This is a genomic window from Paraburkholderia sp. MPAMCS5 (genome assembly GCF_036016995.1).
GTDB lineage: Bacteria > Pseudomonadota > Gammaproteobacteria > Burkholderiales > Burkholderiaceae > Paraburkholderia.
Genome location: NZ_JAYXBK010000011.1, coordinates 48,379 through 70,233, shown reverse-complemented (window position 1 = coordinate 70,233; position 21,855 = coordinate 48,379). Strand labels below are relative to the sequence as shown.

24 protein-coding genes and 1 tRNA gene are annotated in these 21,855 nt (G+C 62.3%); 5 read left to right on the top strand and 20 right to left on the bottom strand.

The window, feature by feature from the left end; all coding sequences use genetic code 11:
• Positions 1 to 4 precede the first annotated feature (4 nt).
• Complete coding sequence (ftsY, locus tag VOM14_RS22525; protein ID WP_327630962.1) at positions 5 to 1,177, bottom strand: signal recognition particle-docking protein FtsY; 1,173 nt, start codon at positions 1,175 to 1,177, stop codon at positions 5 to 7.
• 242 nt (positions 1,178 to 1,419) lie between these two features.
• Here ftsY and rsmD point away from each other — a divergent pair, with 242 nt between their 5' ends.
• From rsmD to VOM14_RS22510, 3 genes are all read left to right on the top strand, one after another.
• On the top strand, positions 1,420 to 2,034 hold the full coding sequence (rsmD, locus tag VOM14_RS22520; RefSeq protein ID WP_327630961.1) for a 16S rRNA (guanine(966)-N(2))-methyltransferase RsmD: 615 nt from the start codon (positions 1,420 to 1,422) through the stop codon (positions 2,032 to 2,034).
• Positions 2,035 to 2,146: 112 nt separating this feature from the next.
• A complete protein-coding gene (gene coaD / locus VOM14_RS22515; protein ID WP_327630960.1) occupies positions 2,147 to 2,662 on the top strand; it encodes a pantetheine-phosphate adenylyltransferase in 516 nt (171 codons plus the stop codon).
• A gap of 63 nt (positions 2,663 to 2,725) precedes the next feature.
• The gene (locus VOM14_RS22510) at positions 2,726 to 2,983 is read left to right on the top strand and encodes a YfhL family 4Fe-4S dicluster ferredoxin (RefSeq protein WP_327630959.1); all 258 of its coding nucleotides are present in this window, start codon (positions 2,726 to 2,728) and stop codon (positions 2,981 to 2,983) included.
• A 70-nt stretch (positions 2,984 to 3,053) separates the two neighbouring features.
• Here VOM14_RS22510 and hisC read toward each other — a convergent pair whose 3' ends face one another.
• The 8 genes from hisC to VOM14_RS22470 form a co-directional block, all read right to left on the bottom strand.
• Positions 3,054 to 4,133 carry a histidinol-phosphate transaminase gene (gene hisC / locus VOM14_RS22505; protein WP_327630958.1) on the bottom strand — a complete coding sequence of 360 codons (1,080 nt, stop codon included), beginning with the start codon at positions 4,131 to 4,133 and terminating at the stop codon, positions 3,054 to 3,056.
• A gap of 65 nt (positions 4,134 to 4,198) precedes the next feature.
• Positions 4,199 to 4,801 carry an aminoacyl-tRNA hydrolase gene (gene pth, locus VOM14_RS22500; protein WP_327630957.1) on the bottom strand — a complete coding sequence of 201 codons (603 nt, stop codon included), beginning with the start codon at positions 4,799 to 4,801 and terminating at the stop codon, positions 4,199 to 4,201.
• Between the two features lie 150 nt (positions 4,802 to 4,951).
• On the bottom strand, positions 4,952 to 5,569 hold the full coding sequence (locus VOM14_RS22495) for a 50S ribosomal protein L25/general stress protein Ctc (RefSeq protein ID WP_327630956.1): 618 nt from the start codon (positions 5,567 to 5,569) through the stop codon (positions 4,952 to 4,954).
• 164 nt (positions 5,570 to 5,733) lie between these two features.
• Positions 5,734 to 6,690: a ribose-phosphate pyrophosphokinase gene (locus VOM14_RS22490; protein ID WP_006048037.1), complete on the bottom strand. Its 957-nt coding sequence runs from the start codon at positions 6,688 to 6,690 to the stop codon at positions 5,734 to 5,736.
• A 46-nt stretch (positions 6,691 to 6,736) separates the two neighbouring features.
• Positions 6,737 to 6,813 (bottom strand) — tRNA-Gln (locus VOM14_RS22485).
• A gap of 52 nt (positions 6,814 to 6,865) precedes the next feature.
• Positions 6,866 to 7,747: a 4-(cytidine 5'-diphospho)-2-C-methyl-D-erythritol kinase gene (ispE, locus tag VOM14_RS22480; RefSeq protein WP_327630955.1), complete on the bottom strand. Its 882-nt coding sequence runs from the start codon at positions 7,745 to 7,747 to the stop codon at positions 6,866 to 6,868.
• A 61-nt stretch (positions 7,748 to 7,808) separates the two neighbouring features.
• Positions 7,809 to 8,441: a lipoprotein insertase outer membrane protein LolB gene (gene lolB, locus VOM14_RS22475; protein WP_327631077.1), complete on the bottom strand. Its 633-nt coding sequence runs from the start codon at positions 8,439 to 8,441 to the stop codon at positions 7,809 to 7,811.
• Positions 8,441 to 10,282, bottom strand: a complete 1,842-nt coding sequence (locus VOM14_RS22470) for a tetratricopeptide repeat protein (RefSeq protein ID WP_327630954.1) — start codon at positions 10,280 to 10,282, stop codon at positions 8,441 to 8,443. The genes lolB and VOM14_RS22470 overlap by 1 nt, the downstream gene beginning before the upstream one ends.
• Positions 10,283 to 10,369: 87 nt before the next feature.
• Here VOM14_RS22470 and mutM point away from each other — a divergent pair, with 87 nt between their 5' ends.
• A complete protein-coding gene (gene mutM / locus VOM14_RS22465; protein WP_327630953.1) occupies positions 10,370 to 11,200 on the top strand; it encodes a bifunctional DNA-formamidopyrimidine glycosylase/DNA-(apurinic or apyrimidinic site) lyase in 831 nt (276 codons plus the stop codon).
• A 7-nt stretch (positions 11,201 to 11,207) separates the two neighbouring features.
• The gene (gene mutY, locus VOM14_RS22460; protein WP_327630952.1) at positions 11,208 to 12,329 is read left to right on the top strand and encodes an A/G-specific adenine glycosylase; all 1,122 of its coding nucleotides are present in this window, start codon (positions 11,208 to 11,210) and stop codon (positions 12,327 to 12,329) included.
• Between the two features lie 23 nt (positions 12,330 to 12,352).
• Here the strand turns inward: mutY and VOM14_RS22455 are convergent, their stop codons facing one another.
• The 11 genes from VOM14_RS22455 to kdsD all read right to left on the bottom strand — a co-directional run bounded on the left by VOM14_RS22455 (position 12,353) and on the right by kdsD (position 21,733).
• The gene (locus tag VOM14_RS22455; RefSeq protein ID WP_327630951.1) at positions 12,353 to 12,988 is read right to left on the bottom strand and encodes an LON peptidase substrate-binding domain-containing protein; all 636 of its coding nucleotides are present in this window, start codon (positions 12,986 to 12,988) and stop codon (positions 12,353 to 12,355) included.
• Positions 12,989 to 13,027: 39 nt separating this feature from the next.
• Entirely contained in the window at positions 13,028 to 13,921 is an 894-nt protein-coding gene (gene rapZ / locus VOM14_RS22450; RefSeq protein ID WP_327630950.1) for an RNase adapter RapZ, read from the bottom strand.
• 105 nt (positions 13,922 to 14,026) lie between these two features.
• Positions 14,027 to 14,995, bottom strand: a complete 969-nt coding sequence (gene hprK, locus VOM14_RS22445) for an HPr(Ser) kinase/phosphatase (protein WP_007179412.1) — start codon at positions 14,993 to 14,995, stop codon at positions 14,027 to 14,029.
• Between the two features lie 138 nt (positions 14,996 to 15,133).
• On the bottom strand, positions 15,134 to 15,649 hold the full coding sequence (locus VOM14_RS22440) for a PTS sugar transporter subunit IIA (RefSeq protein ID WP_327631076.1): 516 nt from the start codon (positions 15,647 to 15,649) through the stop codon (positions 15,134 to 15,136).
• A gap of 235 nt (positions 15,650 to 15,884) precedes the next feature.
• Complete coding sequence (hpf, locus tag VOM14_RS22435) at positions 15,885 to 16,241, bottom strand: ribosome hibernation-promoting factor, HPF/YfiA family (RefSeq protein WP_327630949.1); 357 nt, start codon at positions 16,239 to 16,241, stop codon at positions 15,885 to 15,887.
• A gap of 171 nt (positions 16,242 to 16,412) precedes the next feature.
• Positions 16,413 to 17,930 (bottom strand): RNA polymerase factor sigma-54, encoded by a 1,518-nt coding sequence (locus VOM14_RS22430; RefSeq protein ID WP_327630948.1) that lies wholly within the window; start codon positions 17,928 to 17,930, stop codon positions 16,413 to 16,415.
• A gap of 177 nt (positions 17,931 to 18,107) precedes the next feature.
• A complete protein-coding gene (gene lptB / locus VOM14_RS22425; protein ID WP_327630947.1) occupies positions 18,108 to 18,893 on the bottom strand; it encodes an LPS export ABC transporter ATP-binding protein in 786 nt (261 codons plus the stop codon).
• Positions 18,890 to 19,561 carry a lipopolysaccharide transport periplasmic protein LptA gene (lptA, locus tag VOM14_RS22420; RefSeq protein WP_327630946.1) on the bottom strand — a complete coding sequence of 224 codons (672 nt, stop codon included), beginning with the start codon at positions 19,559 to 19,561 and terminating at the stop codon, positions 18,890 to 18,892. Before lptA ends, lptB begins: the two co-directional genes overlap by 4 nt.
• 20 nt (positions 19,562 to 19,581) lie before the next feature.
• A complete protein-coding gene (gene lptC / locus VOM14_RS22415; protein WP_327630945.1) occupies positions 19,582 to 20,193 on the bottom strand; it encodes an LPS export ABC transporter periplasmic protein LptC in 612 nt (203 codons plus the stop codon).
• Positions 20,190 to 20,750, bottom strand: a complete 561-nt coding sequence (locus VOM14_RS22410) for a KdsC family phosphatase (protein WP_327630944.1) — start codon at positions 20,748 to 20,750, stop codon at positions 20,190 to 20,192. Before VOM14_RS22410 ends, lptC begins: the two co-directional genes overlap by 4 nt.
• On the bottom strand, positions 20,750 to 21,733 hold the full coding sequence (kdsD, locus tag VOM14_RS22405) for an arabinose 5-phosphate isomerase KdsD (protein ID WP_327630943.1): 984 nt from the start codon (positions 21,731 to 21,733) through the stop codon (positions 20,750 to 20,752). Before kdsD ends, VOM14_RS22410 begins: the two co-directional genes overlap by 1 nt.
• Positions 21,734 to 21,855: the final 122 nt, after the last annotated feature.

The window sequence follows — 21,855 nt, the reverse complement described above, 5'->3', positions numbered from 1 at the left end:
CCGTTCAGCCGCCCAGCAACGCGTCGGAAAACTCTTCGGCGCTAAACGGCTGCAAGTCCTCGACCTTTTCTCCGACGCCGATGAAATACACCGGAATCGGACGCTGCCGCGCGATGGCCGCGAGAATGCCGCCTTTGGCCGTGCCGTCCAGCTTGGTGACGATGAGGCCGGTCAGGCCGAGCGCGTCGTCGAAAGCTTTGACTTGCGCGAGCGCATTCTGGCCCGTGTTGGCGTCGATCACGAGCAACACCTCGTGCGGCGCGCCGTGCAGCGCCTTGCCGATCACGCGCTTCACCTTGCGCAGCTCTTCCATGAGATGCAGTTGCGTGGGCAGACGGCCGGCGGTGTCCGCCATCATCACGTCGATCTTGCGGGCCCGAGCCGCGCCGACTGCGTCGAAAATCACAGCGGCCGGGTCGCCGCTTTCCTGCGACACCACGGTGACATTGTTGCGCTGACCCCAGATGGCGAGCTGCTCGCGCGCGGCGGCGCGGAACGTATCGCCGGCGGCCAGCAGCACGGACTGGTTGAAACTCTGCAAATGCTTGGCGAGCTTGCCGATGCTGGTGGTTTTGCCCGCGCCGTTGACGCCCGCGATCATCATGACGAGCGGCTGCGCGCGCCCGAGCATTAGCGACTTTTCTAGCGGCTTCAGCAGATCGACGAGGAGCGTGCGCAGTGCCGTCTTGACCTGCAACGGTTCGGTGAGACGCTCGGCGCGCACTTTCTCGCGCAGCGCTTCGAGCAGGAATTCGGTGGCGTCGACGCCCGCGTCCGACATCAGCAGCGCGGTTTCGAGTTCTTCGTAAAGATCCTCATCGATCTTCGTGCCGACGAAAATGCCGGTGAGGCTCGAGCTTGTTTTAGACAAGCCGGTTTTCAGGCGAGTCAGCCACGAGCGCCTCGCGCTCGCATCCTGCAAAGGCGGGGGCACGATTTCGACGGTTTCGAGCGACGTTTCGTCGAAATCCGCCTCGGCTTCGGGCTCTGTTTCCGGCAGATATTGGGGCGCGGCGACTGCGGGCGGCATGACGACGCTAGCGGGCGCGCGCACTTGCGGCGCGGCGGGCGCCTCGACAGCCGGTTCGTCGGCCACGCCTTCAGGCGCGGTTTGCGACTCGTCTGGCGCGTTGTCGGGCTCTTTCGAACCCTTGAATCGTTTGAAAAAGCTGAACATGATCTGGCGTGGTGAGAGCGCGCGCCGATGCGCGCAGCCGGTACAGCACCGGCGGGAGCGGCAGGCAGCGTTGCAATGCGGGATGCAAGGCGCTGGAAGCCGCACATTTTATCAGGCGCGCCGTCCCACGTCGTATAGGCCGAACGGCCAGGCTGGACGCGCGGCGCCCCTGTGGTAACGTGGGCGCTCCGGTCCGCTTGCTTGATTGACGCGGACGCTTTTATCAACGTAATCGAATCTGCATGCCCCGTTCAGCACCTTCCCGCGCCCATGGCGCCTCCTCCAAGGGCGGTAAGCCGCATGCCATCCGGATCATCGGCGGCGACTGGAAACGCACGCCGCTGCCCGTGCTCGACCTCGACGGGCTGCGTCCCACGCCGGACCGCGTCCGCGAAACGCTGTTCAACTGGCTCGGACAACGTCTGGACGGCCAGCGCTGCCTCGATCTGTTCGCGGGCAGCGGCGCGCTCGGCTTCGAAGCGGCGTCGCGCGGAGCGGCGCGTGTGCTGATGGTCGAGCGCAACGCGCGGGCCGCCGGTCAGTTGCGGGCGAATCAGGAGCGCCTCGCGGCGCGCATGATCGAAATTGCCGAAGCAGACGGCTTGCGCCTGGCCGCGAGCCTGCCGCCAGCTTCGTTCGACGTGGTGTTTCTCGATCCACCTTTCGGCGACGATCTGCTCGACAAGGCACTCGCGTTGGCTGTTCCGCTCGTCAGCCAAGACGGTTTTCTGTACGTCGAGTCCGGCGCCGCGCTGGAGCCGGACGCGAACGAAGCGCTTGCTGGCTGGGAGATTGTCCGCCAGGGTAAAGCGGGCGCCGTCCACTTCCATTTGCTGCAACGCGAAAATGAGGAATAATGCGCCTTCCATAACAGGCGCCGGGCGATTTGCCGCCACGCGCGCGGCCGGTGCCAGATGCGTCGCGTGGACGCTTTGACGTGCCCAACTGTCTGAAGAGAGGAGAAATCTCATGGTAGTCGCCGTGTACCCGGGCACGTTCGATCCGCTGACGCGCGGTCACGAAGACCTCGTTCGGCGTGCGTCGAGCATTTTCGACACGCTGGTGGTCGGCGTGGCCGATAGCCGCAACAAGAAGCCGTTCTTCACGTTGCAAGAGCGGCTTGATATCGCCCACGAGGTGCTTGGCCATTATCCGAACGTTCAGGTGATGAGCTTCAAAGGGCTCCTGAAAGACTTCGTGCGCACCAACAACGCGCGAGTCATCGTGCGCGGCCTGCGCGCCGTGTCGGACTTCGAATATGAGTTCCAGATGGCGGGCATGAACCGCTATCTGTTGCCCGACGTGGAAACCATGTTCATGACGCCGTCCGATCAGTACCAGTTCATCTCGGGCACGATCGTGCGTGAGATCGCCCAACTGGGCGGCGATGTGAGCAAGTTCGTTTTCCCATCGGTCGAAAAACGGCTGAAGGAAAAGGTCGCGGCATTGGACGCGAATAATGGCGGCTCGGCGGGGCAGCCGTAACCGGCGTAAACTGTCGGTTTGACGGATGAGAGTCGGCTCCCGCCGGCGTGAAGTGAGAGAAGTATGGCCCTGATGATTACCGACGAGTGCATCAATTGCGACGTGTGCGAGCCGGAGTGCCCGAACGACGCAATTTCGATGGGCCCGGAAATCTATGTAATCGACCCGAAGAAATGTACCGAGTGCGTCGGACATTTCGACGAACCGCAGTGCATTCAGGTGTGCCCGGTCGAGTGCATTCCGCGAGACCCCGAACATCTCGAAACGCCGGAAGGTTTGATGGCGAAGTATCACGCGCTGCAGGCGGCAAAGACTGAGTGACGTCATCCAGCTTCAAATAAACGAAAACGGCGAGGCGCGGGCCTCGCCGTTTTTTTGCGTCGAGCCGCGGTTAGCCGACGTAAGCGCCGAAAATGTCGCGCAATGCGTCGAGCAGGATCTGGCATTCGGCGTCGGTGCCGACCGAGATGCGCAAGTGTTGGTCGATTCGCGGCGCCGTAAAGTGGCGCACGAAAATCTCTTTATCGCGCAACCGCGCGACGAGCGTCGCGGCGTCGAACGCTTCGTGGCGCGCGAACAGCAGATTCGCCGCCGACGGCACCACGTCGAAACCGAGCGCCGTCAACCCCGCCGCCAGCCGCTCGCGGCTTGCCATCACTTTCGCGCAGGTGTCGCGAAACCAGGCGTCGTCTTCGTACGCCGCGCGCGCGGCGACTTGCGCGAGGCGGTCGAGCGGATACGAATTGAAACTGTCTTTCACGCGATTCAGCGCGCCGATCAATTCCACATTGCCGAAGGCGAAACCCACACGCATGCCCGCCAGCGACCGCGACTTGGACACCGTCTGCACCACCAGCAGATTCGGGTAACGGTCGATTAGCGCGATTGCCGATTCGGCGCCGAAATCCACATAGGCTTCGTCGATCACGACGACGGAATCGACATTCTTCGCGAGAAGCCGCTCGATGTCGGCAAGCGGCAAAGGACGTCCGGTCGGCGCGTTCGGGTTCGGGAAGAGAACGCCGCCGTTGGGCACCGCATAGTCGTCGATGTTGATGGCGAGGACGTCGTCGAGCGGAATCGTCTGATAGTCGACTTCGAAAAGCCGCGCGTAAGTGGGATAAAAGCTGTATGTGATGTCGGGGAACAGCAGCGGCTTGTCGTGCTTCAACAATGCCTGGAAAGTGAGAGCCAGCACCTCGTCCGAGCCATTGCCCGCGAAAATCTGATCTGCGCGGATGCCGTGATAGGCGGCAACCGTTTCGCGCAGCTTGAGCGCGGTCGGATCGGGGTAGCGCCGCAGCGACTCCGCCGCATCGCCGAGTTCCTGGCGGATCGCCGCGAGCACGCGCGGCGAAGGAGGATAGGGATTCTCGTTGGTGTTCAGCTTGACGGGATGCGCGAGCTGCGGCTGTTCGCCGGGCACATAGGGCGTCAGACGGTGGACGATGTCACTCCAATAGCGGCTCAAACGATTCTCCTATCTTTGCGAAGCCGATGATCAGACGGCGCGGCAGGGTATTGCAAACGGGGCCGTTACGAATTGCGATGCAACTGCATCATCGCTCGTTCGAGTTCGCCCTTGATGATCTGCGGCGTGACTGCCAGCGCACGCTCGATGGATGCATCGATCACATCCTGCTCTTCGCGCCGCGGCGGCTTCAGCACGTAATTCGCGACGTCCGGCTTTGCGCCGGCGCGCGCGCTCTCCGGAATCAGGTCGCGCGGATGCCCGATGCCGATTCGCAGCCGCCAATATTGCTGCGACGACAAGTGCGCGGTGATGTCCTTCAAACCATTATGACCGCCGCTGCCGCCGCCGAGCTTCAGCTTCACGCTGCCAGGCGGCATGTCCAGTTCATCGTGCGCGACCAGAATCTCATCGGGCAGAATCTTGAAAAACTGCGCGACCGAGACGACCGACTGCCCCGAGCGATTCATATAAGTCTGCGGCTCGAGCAAATGCACTTCCTCCCCGTGGAGTCGCGCCTTCGCGTAAAAGCCGTGGAAGCGCCGCTCGTCGCGCAGCGTCGTGCCGGCTTCGCGTGCCAGTTGGTCGACCAGCCAGAAGCCGGCGTTGTGGCGCGTCGCGGTGTATTCGGCGCCCGGATTGCCGAGCCCGACGATCAGCTTGATCATGATTGTGTGGGTCCGTCTGGCCCGCACGCCGAATACGGCGGGGCCGAAAAAAACCGAAAAAAAACCCGCCGGGGCGAACCTCGGCGGGTCATATCGACCGTCTCATGGAAACGGATCGAGAGGATTACTTGCTCAGTGCCTGACTGGCGCTTAAGCAGCCGGCGTTTCGCCTTCATCAGCAGCGGCGTCGCTTTCGGACACTGCGCCAGCCGGGATCGTTGCAGCTGCAACCACCGGGTTTTCTGCTTCAAGGTGAGCAACCAGCGAGACGCCTGCCGGCAGCGGGATGTCCTTGGCGTGAACCGATTGACCCGCTTCGATCTTGGCCAGGTCGACTTCGATGAATTCCGGGAGTGCCGTCGGCAGGCACTCGATTTCCAGTTCGTTGACGACGTGCGAGATCACCGCGCTCGACAGCTTCACTGCCGGGTTCGATTCCTGGTTCATGAAGTGCAGCGGCACCTTCGTGTGCAGCTTCTTCTTCGCGTCGACTCGCTGGAAGTCCACGTGCAGTACGAGCTGACGGAACGGGTGGTATTGCACGTCGCGCAGCAGAACCTGTTGCGACTTGCCAGCGATTTCCAGATCGAGAATCGACGAGTGGAAAACTTCTTTCTTCAGTGCGTGCCACAGCGCGTTGTGGTCCAGTTCGACCAATTGCGTTTCAGCATCCGCGCCATACACGATACCCGGCGTCTTGCCCGAGTTACGCAGGCGGCGGCTCGCACCCGTACCTTGCAAAGAACGCTCGAAGGCGACAACTTTCATCTTGTATCTCCAATGCACTGCCCGCGACCAGGCAGTAAAAACGGGGCCCGCAAGCCGTTATGGCTGAGGCCCCAGAGCTGCGGCATGAACCTTCGTTCGTTCACGCCGATTGTGCAAAAGCGCCGCGTGCCGCATGAAGCGATACGCCGCGCCTTCGCAAATACTTAACTTTCAGCGAACAGCGACATGACCGAATCGCCGCGGCGGATGCGCGAGAACGTTTCGGCAAGCAGGCCCGCGCTGGTCAGCGAACGGATCTTTGCGCACGAGCGGGCTTCTTCGCCGAGCGGGATCGTGTCCGTGACGACGAGTTCGTCCAGTGCGGATGCGGCGATACGCTCGCCGGCGCCACCCGACAGAACCGGGTGCGTGGCGTAGGCGAAAACCTGCTTCGCGCCGCGTTCCTTCAAAACCTGTGCTGCCTTGCAGAGCGTGCCGGCGGTGTCGACCATGTCGTCCATGATCACGCACGTGCGGCCTTCGACTTCACCGATGATGTTCATCACTTCGGCAACGTTCGCCTTGGGGCGGCGTTTGTCGATGATCGCGAGGTCGCAGTTGAGCTGCTTCGCCAATGCCCGGGCGCGCACCACGCCGCCGACGTCCGGCGAAACGACCAGCAGGTTCTCGTAGTTCTGCTTGCGCAGATCGCCGAGCAGCACGGGCGTAGCGTAAATGTTGTCGACGGGAATGTCGAAGAAGCCTTGAATCTGGTCGGCGTGCAGATCCATCGTGATGATCCGCTCGACACCTGCGATTTCCAGCATGTTCGCCACGATTTTCGCCGAGATGGCGACGCGCGCCGAACGAGGGCGGCGATCCTGGCGTGCATAACCGAAGTAGGGGATGGCTGCGGTGATCCGGCCGGCGGATGCACGCTTGAGCGCGTCCACCATGATCATCAGTTCCATCAGATTGTCGTTCGCCGGCGCGCACGTGGACTGAAGAACGAAGACGTCCTTGCCACGCACATTTTCCTGAATCTCGACTTGGATTTCACCGTCCGAGAAACGGCTAACCATTGCTTTGCCGAGGGGAATACCGAGAATTTTGACGACTTCCTGTGCAAGCGCCGGATTTGCGTTGCCAGTAAAAACCATCAGGCCGTCATGGCTGCTCATCGTGCACCTGCTTCAGGCTGGGGGCGAGGGGAAATGCGAGAATTTTTGGCAGGGGAGAAAGGATTCGAACCTTTGCATGCCGGAATCAAAATCCGGTGCCTTAACCAGCTTGGCGACTCCCCTACACTAACTTTGAGCTTCGCCGAACGTGGAGTTTCGTTCGACGATGCAAAACCTATGACGCGAAAGCAAAGAGTGGATGCTGATCTAAGCTGGCGGCTACTGCGCTGTTCCATTCGGCTGGCAGCTTGGCTTGCGCCGCTTCTGCTTCAGCTTTACTACGGAACGCTGCAAAAATACTTGCGCCTGATCCAGACATCCGCGCCGGTGCGACGTTTTCAAACCATCGCAACACTTGCGCCACTTCCGCGTACTTTCCCACGACAACCTGCTGCATGTCATTCCGGCCGAAGCTTTCCGGCCATTCAGTGTTGCAGCTAAGTTCTGCAGGAAAGTCCGTAATTATGAGGGCTTTTGAATCTCTTGTCAACGCTTTTTCGGAGAAAATCGCTGCAGTCGGAACATGAACCCTTGGCGTCACTACCAGGAAATGACGCGGCGGCAATTGTACAACGTCTAAAGCTTCTCCGACACCCTCGGCGAACGCATTTTTTCCAAAAACGAAGAAAGGCACGTCCGCGCCAAGCTTCAATGCCAATGCCTGCAATTCCAGCCGCGGCAAATTCAGTTTCCACAGCCGGTTCAGGGCGAGCAGCGTGGTCGCCGCATCGGAGCTGCCGCCGCCCAGGCCGGCGCCCATCGGCAGACGCTTTTCGATTTCGATATCGACGCCTTCGGGCGAGCCCGTGTGCGCCTTGAGAAGGTTCGCGGCGCGCACGGTGAGATCGTGCTCAGGTGGTACGTCGGCGATTTCGGTGCTGCGCTTGACGAGGCCGTCGCCTCGCCGCGTAAAGTGCAGCGTGTCGCCCCAGTCGAGCAACTGGAAGACCGTTTGCAGCGTGTGATAGCCGTCTGCCCGGCGCCCGGTGATGTGCAGAAAGAGGTTGAGTTTCGCTGGCGCGAGGCAATCGCGCAGCGAATCGGTGGTTTCAATCATGAGTCGAGGATACAGGCGCCACGTGGCGCCGAATAAGCGGCAGGCTCGCGCGAGGGCGCGGTTACTGATCCAGCACGAGTTTGATGTCGAGCGGCGGCTCCGAGCGGGTCAGGTTCACCCGTTTCACGCCGGTTGCCGGCGCTTCGGCGTAGGCGAGATAGTCGATCGTCCAGCCGTCTTGCATGATTTCCTTGAAATGCGACGGTTGCTGCGGGTCCTTCTCGGTTTTGGCGCGTGAAGTGGGCGCGGGCGAAGGCTGCAGCCAGTAACGCAATCCCTCGACGGGCAGCGCGAAGCCAAGCGCGTTTTGCATCAGCGTGGAGACATTGTCCGCGGTGAGCGGCTGGCGGTTCGGCAATTCAAGCGTGGCCGAAGCAGGTGACGAGGTCACGATCGCGAGCGTCTGCCCAAGCGGATTGCGCAATTGCAACGTGACCGTGTCGCCGGTTTCCTGCCACGAAAAATTGCCGTACGCGTTGCGCTGCTGGCCGTTCTGGTCGTTGTACTGGACCGCGAAACGTCCCTGGTAAGCACGGCTCGTTTGCGCCGTTACCGCGGTCGCGGCATTCGACGTGGACGGCCCTTGCGGTTTCACCGATGCACAGCCGGCCAGGGCCACGACGGCCGCCGCCGCAAGACCGAGCGCCGCGCGACGCGGCACGCACGGAGAAGAAAAAAAGCGGGAAAGACGCATCAAAGATCGTTCACCTGAAGACGTTGCAGCGTTTTAACGAGCGTTTCGTTGTCCGGTTCGAGCTTGCGCGCTTCGCGAAATGCGGCGCGTGCCTGCTCCTGGTTGCCGGACTTCCACAACACTTCGCCGAGGTGCGCGCCGATTTCGGCGTTCGGCTGAATGTCATAGGCTTTGCGCAGCAGCTTGATCGCGTCCGACGTGTCGCCCATGCGGTACTTGACCCAGCCGACGCTGTCCATGATGAACGCGTCGTTCGGCGCCAGCGACGAAGCCTTTTCCACCAGCTTGTCCGCTTCCGCGAGACGCTGATTGCGATCGGCCAGCGAATAGCCGAGCGCGTTGTAGGCCTGCGGATTGTCCGGCTGCGTCTGGATCAGCTTGCGCAATTGCGCTTCCATGACTTCGTAGTGGCCGTTTTTTTCAGCGGCCATTGCGTAGTCGTAGGTCAGATCCGGGTCTTCGGGGAACGCGGCCGTGGCTTGTTGCAGGCGTGTTTCCGCCTCGGGGTAGCGCTTGGCGTCGAACAGCATGGCCGCGTCGGTGCGTGCGAGCAGCGCCTGGTCGCGCGGATCGGCCGGATGCAGGTTGGCGAGCTGCTTGCGCGCGTCGTCGAGCTTGCCTTGCTTGGCGAGCAATTGCGCGCGCGTGATCTGCGCCGGCATGTATTGCTGGCTGGACGGCGAAACCTTGTCGAGCCAGCCGCTCGCAGCCGCTTCGTTCTTCTGTTCGAGCGACAACTGCGCCAGATAGATATACGCCTGACCGGCGTCGGCGCCGGGCGTTTTCTCGGCTTGCTGCGCGTACTGCGTGAGGTACGCCTGCGCATCGTTGAAATTTTTCTGCTGGATCTTGATGAGCGCGAGCGCCATGAGCGGCGTAAGGTCGTTCGCGTTGGCCTTGTGCATGACCTCGAACTGCTTCTGCGCGTCGTCCAGACGGTCGCTCGCGAGATACATTTGCGCGAGCGCGAGACGCGCGTCATGCGACTTCGGATTTTGCTGCACGTATTTTTCGAGCGACGCAATGCCTTCCTTGCGCTCCTCCGGACCCATTTGCGACAGCGTGAGCGCGGCCGGCAAGTAGTCCGGCTTGATCTGGAGCGCCTGTTCGAGCGACTTGCGCGCGCCGGGCGCGTCGTCGGAAACCAGTTGCTGGCGCGCGAGCGCCAATTGCGCTTCCGGCCGGTTCATGTCGTTCTTCAGCATGTCTTGCAGCACGTGCAGGCCGCCGATCCGGTTCGGTCCGCGCGAGAGCAGCAACTGAAGCGCGAGAATGGCATTGCCGCGGTTTTCCGCGGGCACCTTGGCGAGTTCGCGCGTGAGCAGCGGCTCCGCGTCGTCAGGTTTTCCCGACAGCACGAGCAGCGAAGCGTCCAGTTGCGAGGCGCGCTCCGAGCTTGGCGCGTACTGCTGCCACAATTGCGCGGCCGCCAATGCGTCGGACGGACTTTGCGCGGCCAGCGCGATTTCGGTGGCGCGCTGCGCCATGCGCGGATCATGCGTGTCGCGCGCGAGGGCGAGATACGTCTGATACGCGGGCGCGGGCTGATTGCGTTGCAGCGCGACTTCGGCGGCGAGCACCTGGAATACGATCTGACTCGTCAACTGCACATTGGGCAGCGACTTCTCTTCTTCCGCCGACGCCGGGCCGAGCGAGTCGGTTAGCGTGACCGAGTTGTCGTCGGGGCCCGGCTGCGGGTCCTGCGCGTGCGCGGGCGCTGCGCCCAGCGCCCACAGGGCGAGCGCGGCTGCGCCGAGCACCCGTCGCGCGGACACGGCGTGCGGCACGCGGGATGCGCTGGCGGGGCGCTTCAAAAACAGCTTCACGAAGGACAAGTTCATGGAAATCCGTTCAATGTTTCGGACGATTGTAACGCGCTCGCTACAATACGCGCACAACCACTCACGCAAGTTGCACACCAGTTAGACATGCCAGAGTTGCCAGAAGTTGAGGTTACCCGACGAGGAATCGAACCGTATGTGGCCGGCCGCAAGGTCGAGCGCGTCGAGGTCCGCACGCCCGCATTGCGGTGGCCGATTCCGCCGGACCTTGCGAAGACCTTGCGCGGCCGCACGGTGCGCAACGTGGAGCGGCGCGGCAAATATCTGCTCTTCGAAATCGACGCGGGCTGGTTCATCGTGCATCTTGGCATGACAGGGACGTTGCGTGTGCTGCGTCACGTGCCGCATCCGCCCGCCGCGGCGAAACACGATCACGTCGACTGGATTTTCGACGACTTCATTTTGCGCTTTCGCGATCCGCGGCGCTTTGGCGCGGTGCTGTGGCACCCGCGCGAAGCCGGGGACGTGCTCGAGCATCCGCTGCTCGCGAGTCTCGGCGTCGAGCCTTTCTCGCCGGCGTTCTCGGGCGCGCTGATGCATCGACTCACGCGCGGACGCAAGGTGTCGGTGAAACAGGCGTTGCTGGCCGGTGAAATCGTGGTCGGCGTGGGAAATATCTACGCGTCGGAGAGTCTGTTTCGTGCAGGTATCCGGCCTACCACCGCGGCGGGCCGTGTCTCGCTCGTGCGCTATGGGCTCCTCGCGGACGCGGTGCGCGTGACGCTCGCCGCAGCGATCGAAAAAGGCGGCAGCACGCTGCGCGATTTCGTCGGCAGCAACGGCGAGAGCGGGTATTTCCAGCTCGACTACTTCGTGTATGACCGCGCGGGCGAGCCGTGCCGCGTATGCGGCACGCCGATCAGACAGATCGTGCAAGGTCAGCGCTCCACTTATTTCTGTCCCACCTGCCAGCGCTAAATTTTCAATGCCTTCACGCCTGATTTCCGGTTCAGCTTCCGGTTCGACTTCATTCCCTTCCGCGCTCGTGTCCGACTTTTCCGCGCGGCTCATTGCGTGGCAACGCGAACACGGCCGACATGACCTGCCGTGGCAGAACACGCGCGATCCGTATCGCATCTGGCTGTCGGAAATCATGCTGCAACAGACACAGGTGTCGACGGTGATTCCGTACTACGCGAAATTTCTCGCGCGGTTTCCGGATGTCGCCGCGCTCGCCGCCGCGCCCATCGACGACGTCATGGCGCTGTGGGCTGGCCTCGGCTACTACACGCGTGCGCGCAACCTGCATCGCTGCGCGCAGGCCGTGGTCGAGCAGCATGGCGGCGCGTTTCCGGCGTCAGTGGACGAACTCGCGGAATTGCCGGGCATTGGCCGCTCGACGGCGGCCGCGATCGCGTCGTTCGCGTTCGGCGCCCGCGCGACGATTCTCGACGGCAACGTGAAGCGCGTGCTGGCGCGTGTGTTTGGCGTCGAAGGCTTTCCGGGCGAAAAGAGGGTCGAGAATGCGATGTGGACGCTGGCGGAATCGCTGTTGCCTTTGAATGCATCGGACGACGAAGTTAGCGCCTACACGCAAGGCCTGATGGACCTGGGAGCCACGCTGTGCGTGCGCGGCAAGCCCGACTGCCTGCGTTGCCCTTTCGCCGGCGACTGCGTCGCGAACGTGACGGGACGTCAGCGTGAACTGCCGGCGGCGCGCCCGAAGAAAGCCGTGCCTACGCGTCGCACGTGGATGCTCGTGCTGCGCGACGGCAACGCGGTGATGCTCGAAAAGCGCCCGCCGTCGGGCATCTGGGGCGGCTTGTGGAGCTTGCCCGAAGCCGCCGACGAAGCGTCGCTCGCGGTGCGCGCGCGCGAATTCGGCGGTGACGGAGCGGTGTCGCCGCTCGCGCCGCTCACGCACGTCTTCACGCATTTCAAGCTGGATATCGAGCCGCGGCTCGCGGAACTGGATCGCGCGGTCGGTGCGCTCGCCGCGCTCGGTGATGCCGATACGGCATGGGTTGCGCTAAGCGATCTCGATTCTTTCGGCGTGCCCGCGCCCGTGCGCAAGCTGCTGGACAGCTTGCAGGGCTCGCTGATCTGACGAATGGGCGCGGACGTTCGGAGCTAAAGCAACTGATGTTGCTGCATGTAGTGATGAACCACGTCGATGCGCGCGCCGGCGTCCAGCATTTCCATCAGTTTCTGGCGCGCTCGCAGCGCGATCGGCAGTACTTCGGCAAGACGGTTCGATACCCAGGACGGATCGTCGAGTCGAAAAGGCTCGGCGAACGGCAGGCTTTCCGGGTCGCGTTCACGGATCGTTGCAATGATCCGCTCCAGCACTTCGGCGCACGCGCCGAATTTGGCCAGCGGCTCGTTGCCTTCGAGCGGCCGGTCTTCGCCGAGCGGCTCGGCCATGCCGACCAGCAAACCGCTGCTTTCCACGCGATGCGACAGCAGCCGGAAGCGCCGCGTGCCGCGTGCGCGAATCAGCAGCATGCCGAACGCTTCGACGTCGCACTCCTCGATTTGCGCGAGACAGCCGATTGATTCGGGCACTGAAGGCTCGTTGTCTCGCGCGACTTCCGCGCCGCTTTTTAACAGGCATACGCCGAAGGGCGTCTTCTCCCGCAGGCAGTCGCGTGCCATGTCGAGGTAGCGCGCTTCGAAAATCTTCAGCGGCAGAATTCCGTCGGGAAACAGAACCGTATGCAGCGGGAACAGCGGCACATCTGCAAGCACAGTAGAAGTAGAGGACATGGCGCAACGCTTCGAGTTAAGGCCGCGCGATGCGGCCGGTTAAGCCACTAACTTCGATGACGCGCCGGCCTCGACCGGTGCGTCGCGGTGCCGCACGATGACATTCGCCGAATTTGCGAGACGCGCGGCGAGCGTCTCCGCAATGAACACCGAGCGATGCTGGCCGCCCGTGCAACCAATCGCGACCGTCAGATAACTACGATTGTCGTCGCGGAAATGCGGTAGCCATTTGGCGAGAAACTTCTGAATGTCGTCGATCATTTCATGCACGACCGGCAGGGCGTCGAGGAAATCGACCACCTGTTTGTCGAGACCCGTGAGGGGCCGCAATTCATGATCGTAGTACGGGTTAGGCAGCGTGCGCACGTCGAAGACGAAATCGGCGTCGAGCGGCACACCGCGTTTGAAGCCGAACGACTCGAACATCAGCACGAGCCCCGCATGTTCCTGCTCGATAAAGCGTTTCACCCATGCGCGCAACACGTTCGCGCGCAGATTGCTGGTGTCGATCTGATGGCCGAACTCGGCAAGGCCCGCGACAAGCTCGCGTTCGCGCTCGATTGCTTCGGCGAGCGACGTGAGCAGCCCGACGTCCGCGTCGTGCGCGGTCGAGCCCGACAGCGGATGGCGGCGGCGCGTTTCAGAAAAGCGTTGAATCAGCGACTGTGTGCTGGCATTGAGGAACAGCACGCGTACATCGTGAGCACCCGACAGGCCGCGGATCATGGCAGGCATGTCGTCGAGCGAGGCGCTCGAACGCGCGTCGATCGCGACGGCGAGCCGCTCGTGTCCGTCTTCCGCGAGATAGGCGGCCAGTTCGGGCAGAAAGCGCGGCGGCAGATTGTCGACGCAGTAATAGCCTGCGTCTTCGAGCGCGTTGAGCGCGACGGACTTGCCGGAGCCGGATATGCCGGTGATGAGGATTATGCGCATGGAGTCGTGAAATCGGTCCGTTTCATCATAGCATCTGGGCCTTGCATGCGTACCCGCAGCCGGCCGCCGACACGCGGCAGCGACTGCGCGGCATGAACAACGGACTCAGATCAGCTTGCCGGGAAACTGGCTATCCGGGTCTTGCATGGCGAGACGCTGGCGATCCATGAAGTCGCGCAAGGTGTCGATGCCGCGCAATTGCAGGATCGTGTTGCGCACGGCGGCTTCGACCAGCACGGCAAGGTTGCGGCCGGCCGCAACCTGAATCGTGACTTTGCTGATTGGAAGGCCGAGGACGTCGACGGTCTGGCTTTCCAGCGGCAGCCGCTGGAATTCACCGTCAGGACGGCGCACCAGTTGCACGATCAGCTTGAGCTTCATTTTTCGGCGCACGGCGGTTTCACCGAAAATCGTCTTGATGTCGAGAAGGCCCAAGCCGCGCACTTCCAGCAAATTTTGCAGGAGCGGCGGGCAGCGGCCTTCGACGAAATCGGGACCGAGGCGCACGAAATCAACAGCGTCGTCAGCCACAAGGCCGTGGCCGCGGCTGATAAGCTCCAGGCCGAGCTCGCTCTTGCCGAGGCCCGAGTCGCCGGTAAGCAGAACGCCCATGCCGAGGATGTCGAGAAACACGCCGTGCAGCGTCGCCCGCGGCGCAAGAATGCGCGACATGTAAAGACGCAGGCTGTCGATGACTGCGGCGGCGGACATCGGCGTCGTGAAAAGCGGCGTGGACGAGCGCGTGCAGCGCAGCACCAGTTCTGGCGGTGCGGCGACGCCGCCCGCGACCACCAGAAACGGCGGTTCCAGCGCGATCAGCTCGGCCATGTGGCGCGAACGGTCTTCGTCGGTCTGGCGCTTGTAGTAGTCGATTTCGGCGTCGCCGAGCACCTGAATCCGGTTCGGGTGGATCAGGTTCAAGTGGCCGACGAGGTCGGCGCTCGACGTGGCATTGGCGACCGATTCCGAAGAAAAGCCGCGTTCCCAGCCTTCATGCCCTGTCAGCCAGCTCAGTTTCAGCGTGGCGGCGTTGTCGTCGAAAATGCTCTGGGCGTTGATGCTGGACGTATCCATGAGTCAGTGACTCCAGTGTGGGCCGCTGCCGGACCAAGCGCCGGCCGCATTAACGCGGACCGTGAGCAAAGGCTGGCTGTACCCGCATGCGGGCGAATAGGCGTGCGGGTAGGCGGCGTGCGGATGGCCGCCGCTGCATCAAGGTTGCCACTGAGTGAGCAGGCGATGCAATGATTCGCGGTCTTCTTCCGTATGCAGGCGTTCGCGTGCGTCGCGGTCGGACAGCAATTGCGCGATTTCCGAAAGAATTTCGAGGTGCTGCTGCGTGGCCTGTTCGGGCACGAGCAGGAAGATCAGCAGCGAGACCGGCTGACCGTCGGGCGATTCGAAGGGAATGGGTTCGGCCAGGCGGACAAACGCGGCGAGCGGCTGCTTGAGTCCTTTGATCCGGCCGTGCGGAATCGCGACGCCTTCGCCGAGCCCCGTGGACCCGAGGCGCTCTCGCGCAAACAGATTGTCTGTGACCGTACTACGGGCAATGCCGTTCTGGTTCTCGAAGATCAGGCCCGCTTGCTCGAACACGCGCTTTTTGCTGGTGACCGATAGTCCGACGACGACGTTCTCGAGGGGAAGAAATTTGGCTAAACGATTCATGTTGACAGGCGAAAGCGTGGCCTGGGTTCTCCTCGCTGGGGCGTTTGATTGGTGTTCCATTCGTTTGATGCGCACCGCGATGTACGTTGGAGTCCGAAAGCACAGGACTCCGGCAGACCACCTTCGCGCGAGCTAGACCCCAATGATAACCGGAACATTATAGAACAGCGCAGCGGCGTATGGTGCGGCGCGCCATCAATGCGTAATAGGTTCTTTCTTCGGTATCGGAAACGAAAAACCGCCCGATTCCGGGCGGTTTGCTGATAAGCGAATTGAAGTAAACCTTCAGATTCCCTTACTGCGGCGGCACGTCAAGTTGCGGCGCCGGTTGATACTTGATCGCTTCGTGCTGATGGCCTTGCAAGCGATCCTTGTGGCGTAGCACTTGCCGGTCGAGCTTGTCGATCATCAGATCGATCGCAGCATAGAGGTCGCTGTCACAGCTCTCGACAAAAATGTCCTTGCCCTTCAGATGCAGGTTGATTTCAACCTTTTGACGCTTTTCCTTTTCCTTGTGGTTGTCGACCGAGAGGACCACACTGCCGTCGATGACCTGATCGAAATGTCTTAGCACCCTATCCAGTTTGGTGATCACGTATTCGCGCAACGCAGGCGTTACTTCGAGGTGGTGTCCACTGATCTGCAGATTCATAGTGCTTCTCCAAGCTAGTGGCCGCTTGTTCCGCACGATGACGTAGGTCCGGTCGATCTGTCGGCTTGCCTGAGTCGCCCCCCGGTGACTGACTTCTGGCAGGTCGCATCGGCCGGCCTGTCCGCCAACTTGCGGAGCGGCCGGTAAATGCCCGCCACGGAAGGCGACGGGCTACAGAGACTTGCGCAGGTTGACTGCCGGAATTCTGAGCGCTTCGCGATATTTCGCCACGGTGCGCCGTGCGACTACGAAGCCCTGTTCCGCCAGCAGTTCGGCTATGCGGCTGTCTGAAAGAGGCGTCTTTGCGTTTTCCGCTCCTATCAGTTGCTTGATGAGGGCGCGAATGGCCGTGGAAGAGGCCGCGCCGCCCGTATCTGTCGAAACATGCGACCCGAAGAAATACTTGAACTCCAGCGTACCGAACGGAGTGAGCATGTATTTGCCGGTTGTCACACGCGAGACAGTTGACTCGTGTAGGCCCAGCGTATCAGCAATTTCCCGCAAAACCAAGGGGCGCATCGCAATTTCGCCGTGCACAAAAAAGCTCTTTTGCCGCTCCACAATGGCTTGCGCGACACGCAGAATTGTTTCGAAACGTTGCTGGATATTCTTGATCAGCCAACGTGCTTCCTGCAGTTGCTGGCGTAACGACCCGCTGCCCGGATCGCCCCGGTTATTACGCAGAATATTGGCGTACAGATGGTTGATGCGCAGTTTCGGCACCACTTCCGGGTTCAGTTCTGCCTGCCACCCTTGGGCCGTTTTGCGCACCATGATGTCCGGCACGACATAGTCCGCTTCGGCCTTGCCGTACGCGGCGCCGGGGAACGGCTCGAGCGAGCGGATCAGCGTGTGCGCATCGCGCAGGTTGTCGTCGCCTGTTTTCAAATGCTTGCGCAGACGCGTGAAATCGCGCGCGGCCAGCAGTTCCAGATAATGGGCAACGATGTCCAGCGCGAGCGTGCGCGTTGGCGACGACTCGAGCCGCAATAATTGCAGTTTCAGACACTCCGACGCGGAGCGCGCGCCCACGCCCGCCGGATCAAAGCTATGCAGCAGCGCGAGCGCGGCGTTCAGCTCGTCCAGGTCGACTTCAAGTTCTTCCGGCAGATCGGCCAGCACTTCTTCGAGCGTGGCGGCGAGATAGCCGTCGTCGTCGAGCGATTCAATCAGGAACGTGATGAGCGCGCGGTCGCGCTGACCGGCTTGGGTCACGCGCAATTGCGCCATCAGGTGATCGCGCAGCGAAGTACTCGATTCGTGAATTTGCAGCGGCGGCAGGTCGTCGTCGTCCGACGCGTTGCCGGAGCGGCCATAGTCGTCGAGGTTCCATTGCGACGCGTCGCCGTTGCCGTCGCCCGAGAGGCCGTTGTACTCGTCCACGCCTTGCGGTTCGCCGTTCTCGGCGCGTTCGCTGGCGCTGCCGGACGATGACGACGCGTTGCCGCCCATCTGGTCCGGCGGCGCGGAAGAATTAGGCGCCTGCGCGATCAGCGAACCGTCGGCCGCCACGCGCAGCGGGCTCGCGATCCAGTCGTCCTCGTTTTCGAGGAGCGGATTCTGCGAGATAGCCGTTGCGACTTCCTGTTGCAGTTCGAGCGTGGACAGCTGAAGCAGCCGGATGGACTGCTGCAGTTGCGGGGTCAACGCAAGATGCTGCGATAGGCGGAGTTGTAGGCTGGCTTTCATGGCAAGTTCAGATTCATTGTAGAGAGTTTGCCACGACCGCGATACCTTGCGAATTCGCAATTACATCTGCGTTCGCTTTCGACGACGCCGGGCGCGAGCCGCCCAGGTCAAAATGCACAGGCACGGAGACCACGAACGCCGACGGACACGCAAAGCGCCGCCGGGTTCCGCGTGTGCTTACATGCGGAAATGCTCGCCCAGATAGACGCGCCGCACGCTTTCGTTTTCGATGATTTCGCTTGGTGCGCCGGCTGCCAGCACGCTGCCGTCGCTAATGATGTAGGCGTGATCGCAGATGCCGAGCGTTTCACGCACGTTGTGATCGGTGATTAGCACGCCAATATTGCGCTGCTTCAGAAATTTGACGATCTTCTGGATTTCCAGCACGGCGATTGGATCGACGCCCGCGAACGGTTCGTCGAGCAGAATGAAGCTCGGGTTGGTGGCCAGCGCCCGCGCGATTTCCACGCGACGGCGTTCGCCGCCCGACAAGGACAGCGCTGGATTGTCGCGCAAATGCGCGATTTGCAACTCGTCGAGCAGCGCTTCCGTGCGGTTCGTGATGGCGTCCTTGCCAAGACGTTTGCCGTTTTCCTCGTGCTGCAATTCGAGCACGGCGCGAATATTCTGTTCGACGGAAAGCTTGCGGAACACCGAAGCTTCCTGCGGTAAATACGACAGTCCGAGCGAAGCGCGCTTGTGGATGGGCAACAGGCTGATCGATTTGCCGTCCAGATCGATTTCACCCGCGTCGAGCGGCACGAGGCCGACGATCATATAGAACGACGTGGTCTTGCCCGCGCCGTTCGGGCCGAGCAGGCCGACCACTTCGCCGCTTTTCACGTCGAGCGAAACGTCTTTGACGACCGTGCGCGAACCGTAGCGCTTCTTCAGATTACGTACAACGAGCGAACTGCTGGTGCCGGCGGGCTTGCGATGGGGAAGGGACGCGGAGTTGCTCACTGATTCGGCGCTCCCTGAATCGTGGTGGACGGCGCGAGCGTGGCCGACGCGCCGTTCAGCGGCGCGGCGCCGCCGTTGCGCGGCGCCAGCATCGCGCGCACGCGGCCGGTCGGATTGCCTGGGCCCGCGACATCCTTGCCGGCCTTCGCGGTGTAGAAATCTTTCTGGCCGTCATAGGTGATGACGCTGCCGTGAACCTGGTCCATCACCGTCGAGAGCCCTTGCAGGCGCTTCACGGTCGCATTCGTGGTGAGCGTGGTCAGATCCTGCTTGCCGTCGTAGTCGATCCGAATGGCCGTGCCTTCGATGTATTCGTCCAGACCCTCGCGCTTCTGGCGGAAATACGACAGATTGCCGCCGCTCGACGTGCCGGTTGCGTACTGATAACCCTGCGGGTCTTGCGTCACTTCCACGCGGTCGGCCTTGATCACGATCGTGCCTTTGGTGGCGACCACGTGGCCGGTGAAAATGTTGACCTGCTTGAGGTCGTCGTAAGTCATGTTGTCCGCTTCGACGTTCAGCGGCTTGTCCTTGTCGGCGCGGTCGGCGTGCGCGAGCGGCGCGAAGCCGGCAAGCGGCAGCGCGACGATCAGCGCAGCGAGTCCGGCGCGGCACGCGGACAAAGCGCGCGCGCGGCCGGTATCAAAACGGGGGAACGATTCGTTCATGCAGTCACGCCTGGAGTGAATTACCCGGGTTGCTTGGGCGAGCTGCCGCCGGCTTCAGACGCGGCGATCGCGCCTTTCACATTGCCGAAGAGCTGCATCACCCGGGTGACGTTGTTGTAGTTCATGCCGCTGGCAGTCATCACCGACATGCCGCGCTGAAGTTTAACCGGCTTTTCAGTCTCGATCACATCGTCGTTGACCAGCACCCGGAAATGCTCGGAATCGCCTTGCATCTGCGGGTCGCCGTAGCCGGGCGCGCGCAGGATGCGCGCGTTGCCATACAGATCGACGATGGACGCGTCGCCGTTGACCTTGCCCGTGTCGCCGGTCGCGGTGACGATCGGCTTGCCAGGCTGGAACGCACGCATTTTGGGGTTGACCAGATCGCTCAGTTCGTCGTCTTCGTAATGAATCAGCGACTGCGCGGTCAGGCGATATTGCGTGGAGCCCGACTGATCGAGTTCGGAAACCGAAAAGTTGTCGGCGAAGTAATCGGGCGTGTGTTCCTTGGGACGCACCGCGCCTTCGTTTTGCCGCGGCAAGGTGGCTTGCAAAAGCCACCAAGTAATGCCGGCGAGGGCGGCCATCGCGATGAGAGGAATCAGCGAGGTCAGGCGAAACTGATTATTCATCCGACGAGGCCTCGCTGTTCGCCGCTACAGGCGGCCGCGAGCAGCGCCTCATATTTGTGCTGGGCGCGCAGCAAGGTGTCGCAGACTTCGCGCGCGGCGCCGTGGCCGCCGCGCGCCTCGCTGACCCAGTGCGCCCGCGCGATCACTTCAGGATGCGAATTGGCGGGCGCCGCCGCGAAGCCGACCTTCAGCATCACGCCGAGATCGACCCAGTCGTCGCCCATATAGCCGCATTCTTGCGCGCTCACGCCGGTTGCCTTGAGCAGATCCGCGAACGCCTGCGGCTTGTCTTCGATGCCCTGATACACGTGCGTGATATGCATCTCTTTCGCGCGCGCCGCGACGATGCCCGACTTCCGCCCCGTGATGATCGCCGTTTCAATGCCGGCCTGGAGCAACAGCTTCATGCCGTGGCCGTCCATTGAATTGAAGGCTTTCATCGTGTCGCCTTCCGCCGTGAACAGCAGGCCGCCGTCGGTCAGCACGCCGTCGACGTCGAAAATCATCAGTTTCACGCGGCTCGCGCGTTCGGTGGCGGTAGGGGGCGCGACAGCCATCAGATCACCTTCTTCGAGAACAGGTCGTGCATGTTGAGCGCGCCGATCAGCTTGCCTGCTTCGTCGACGACCAGCATCTGGTTGATGCGATGACGCTCCATCAGTTCCACGGCTTCGACCGCGAGATGATCCGGGCCGATGGTGCGCGGATCGGCGGTCATGACCGACGCGATCGGCAGCGCGCGGAAATCGCCGTCGCGCTCCAGCACGCGGCGCAAGTCGCCGTCGGTGAAAATGCCTTTTACGCGATCCTCGTGGTCGACGATCGCCGTCATGCCCATGCGCTTCGCCGTCAACTGGAACAACGCGTCGCGCACGGTGGCCTCGGGCGTGACCTTCGGCAACTGGTCGCCGGTGCGCATGACGTCGCGTACATAAGTGAGCAGGCGCCGGCCGAGCGCGCCGCCCGGATGCGAGCGCGCGAAATCGTCGCGCCCGAAGCCGCGCGCGTCGAGCACCGCGACCGCGAGCGCGTCGCCGAGCGCGAGCGCCGCGGTCGTGCTGGCGGTGGGCGCAAGATTCATCGGGCAGGCTTCTTTGGCGACGGCGGAATTCAGATGCACGTCGGCCAGTTTCGCGAGACTCGACGACGGACGGCCCGTCATGGCAATCAGCTTGGCGCCGATGCGCTTGATGAGCGGCAGGATCGCCACGAGTTCTTCGGTTTCACCGGAATTGGAAAGCGCGAGGAAGACGTCGTCGGCCGTTACCATGCCGAGATCGCCGTGACTGGCTTCAGCGGGATGCACGAAAAACGCCGGTGTGCCGGTGCTGGCGAGCGTAGCCGCGAGCTTGCGCGCCACGTGCCCTGATTTGCCGATGCCGGAGACGACCACGCGCCCACGGCAACCCAGGATGAAATCGACCGCCCCGACGAAGGCGCCGTCGAGTTGATCGCGAAGCGCGCGCACGGCGTCCGCTTCGATGTCGAGCACGTCGCGAGCGAGCGCGAGCGCCCGGTCGCCATTGATTTTCGCTATCATTCGCGAAGTATAGCAAAGGCGCTTGTTCGCCGCGCCGGGCCTGCTGTGCAAAGCCGCTGCCTTCATCGCCCCATTTAACGGCCCCTCAACCTTGTCGCACGGCGTTTTCGTGCACGGTTCCG

Bases quoted from the DNA above. Each gene is read 5' to 3' on its own strand.
- VOM14_RS22490 (WP_006048037.1), bottom strand. From the start codon at position 6,690: ATGAGCAGCCATGACGGCCTGATGGTTTTTACTGGCAACGCAAATCCG.
- kdsD (WP_327630943.1), bottom strand. From the start codon at position 21,733: ATGATAGCGAAAATCAATGGCGACCGGGCGCTCGCGCTCGCTCGCGAC.
- VOM14_RS22510 (WP_327630959.1), top strand. From the start codon at position 2,726: ATGGCCCTGATGATTACCGACGAGTGCATCAATTGCGACGTGTGCGAG.
- VOM14_RS22455 (WP_327630951.1), bottom strand. From the start codon at position 12,988: ATGTCCTCTACTTCTACTGTGCTTGCAGATGTGCCGCTGTTCCCGCTG.
- hprK (WP_007179412.1), bottom strand. From the start codon at position 14,995: ATGGATACGTCCAGCATCAACGCCCAGAGCATTTTCGACGACAACGCC.
- VOM14_RS22430 (WP_327630948.1), bottom strand. From the start codon at position 17,930: ATGAAAGCCAGCCTACAACTCCGCCTATCGCAGCATCTTGCGTTGACC.
- VOM14_RS22440 (WP_327631076.1), bottom strand. From the start codon at position 15,649: ATGGAACACCAATCAAACGCCCCAGCGAGGAGAACCCAGGCCACGCTT.
- VOM14_RS22470 (WP_327630954.1), bottom strand. From the start codon at position 10,282: ATGAACTTGTCCTTCGTGAAGCTGTTTTTGAAGCGCCCCGCCAGCGCA.
- ftsY (WP_327630962.1), bottom strand. From the start codon at position 1,177: ATGTTCAGCTTTTTCAAACGATTCAAGGGTTCGAAAGAGCCCGACAAC.
- mutM (WP_327630953.1), top strand. From the start codon at position 10,370: ATGCCAGAGTTGCCAGAAGTTGAGGTTACCCGACGAGGAATCGAACCG.
- lolB (WP_327631077.1), bottom strand. From the start codon at position 8,441: ATGCGTCTTTCCCGCTTTTTTTCTTCTCCGTGCGTGCCGCGTCGCGCG.
- hpf (WP_327630949.1), bottom strand. From the start codon at position 16,241: ATGAATCTGCAGATCAGTGGACACCACCTCGAAGTAACGCCTGCGTTG.
- lptC (WP_327630945.1), bottom strand. From the start codon at position 20,193: ATGAATAATCAGTTTCGCCTGACCTCGCTGATTCCTCTCATCGCGATG.
- pth (WP_327630957.1), bottom strand. From the start codon at position 4,801: ATGATCAAGCTGATCGTCGGGCTCGGCAATCCGGGCGCCGAATACACC.
- VOM14_RS22495 (WP_327630956.1), bottom strand. From the start codon at position 5,569: ATGAAAGTTGTCGCCTTCGAGCGTTCTTTGCAAGGTACGGGTGCGAGC.
- coaD (WP_327630960.1), top strand. From the start codon at position 2,147: ATGGTAGTCGCCGTGTACCCGGGCACGTTCGATCCGCTGACGCGCGGT.
- VOM14_RS22410 (WP_327630944.1), bottom strand. From the start codon at position 20,750: ATGGCTGTCGCGCCCCCTACCGCCACCGAACGCGCGAGCCGCGTGAAA.
- ispE (WP_327630955.1), bottom strand. From the start codon at position 7,747: ATGATTGAAACCACCGATTCGCTGCGCGATTGCCTCGCGCCAGCGAAA.
- rsmD (WP_327630961.1), top strand. From the start codon at position 1,420: ATGCCCCGTTCAGCACCTTCCCGCGCCCATGGCGCCTCCTCCAAGGGC.
- mutY (WP_327630952.1), top strand. From the start codon at position 11,208: ATGCCTTCACGCCTGATTTCCGGTTCAGCTTCCGGTTCGACTTCATTC.
- lptA (WP_327630946.1), bottom strand. From the start codon at position 19,561: ATGAACGAATCGTTCCCCCGTTTTGATACCGGCCGCGCGCGCGCTTTG.
- rapZ (WP_327630950.1), bottom strand. From the start codon at position 13,921: ATGCGCATAATCCTCATCACCGGCATATCCGGCTCCGGCAAGTCCGTC.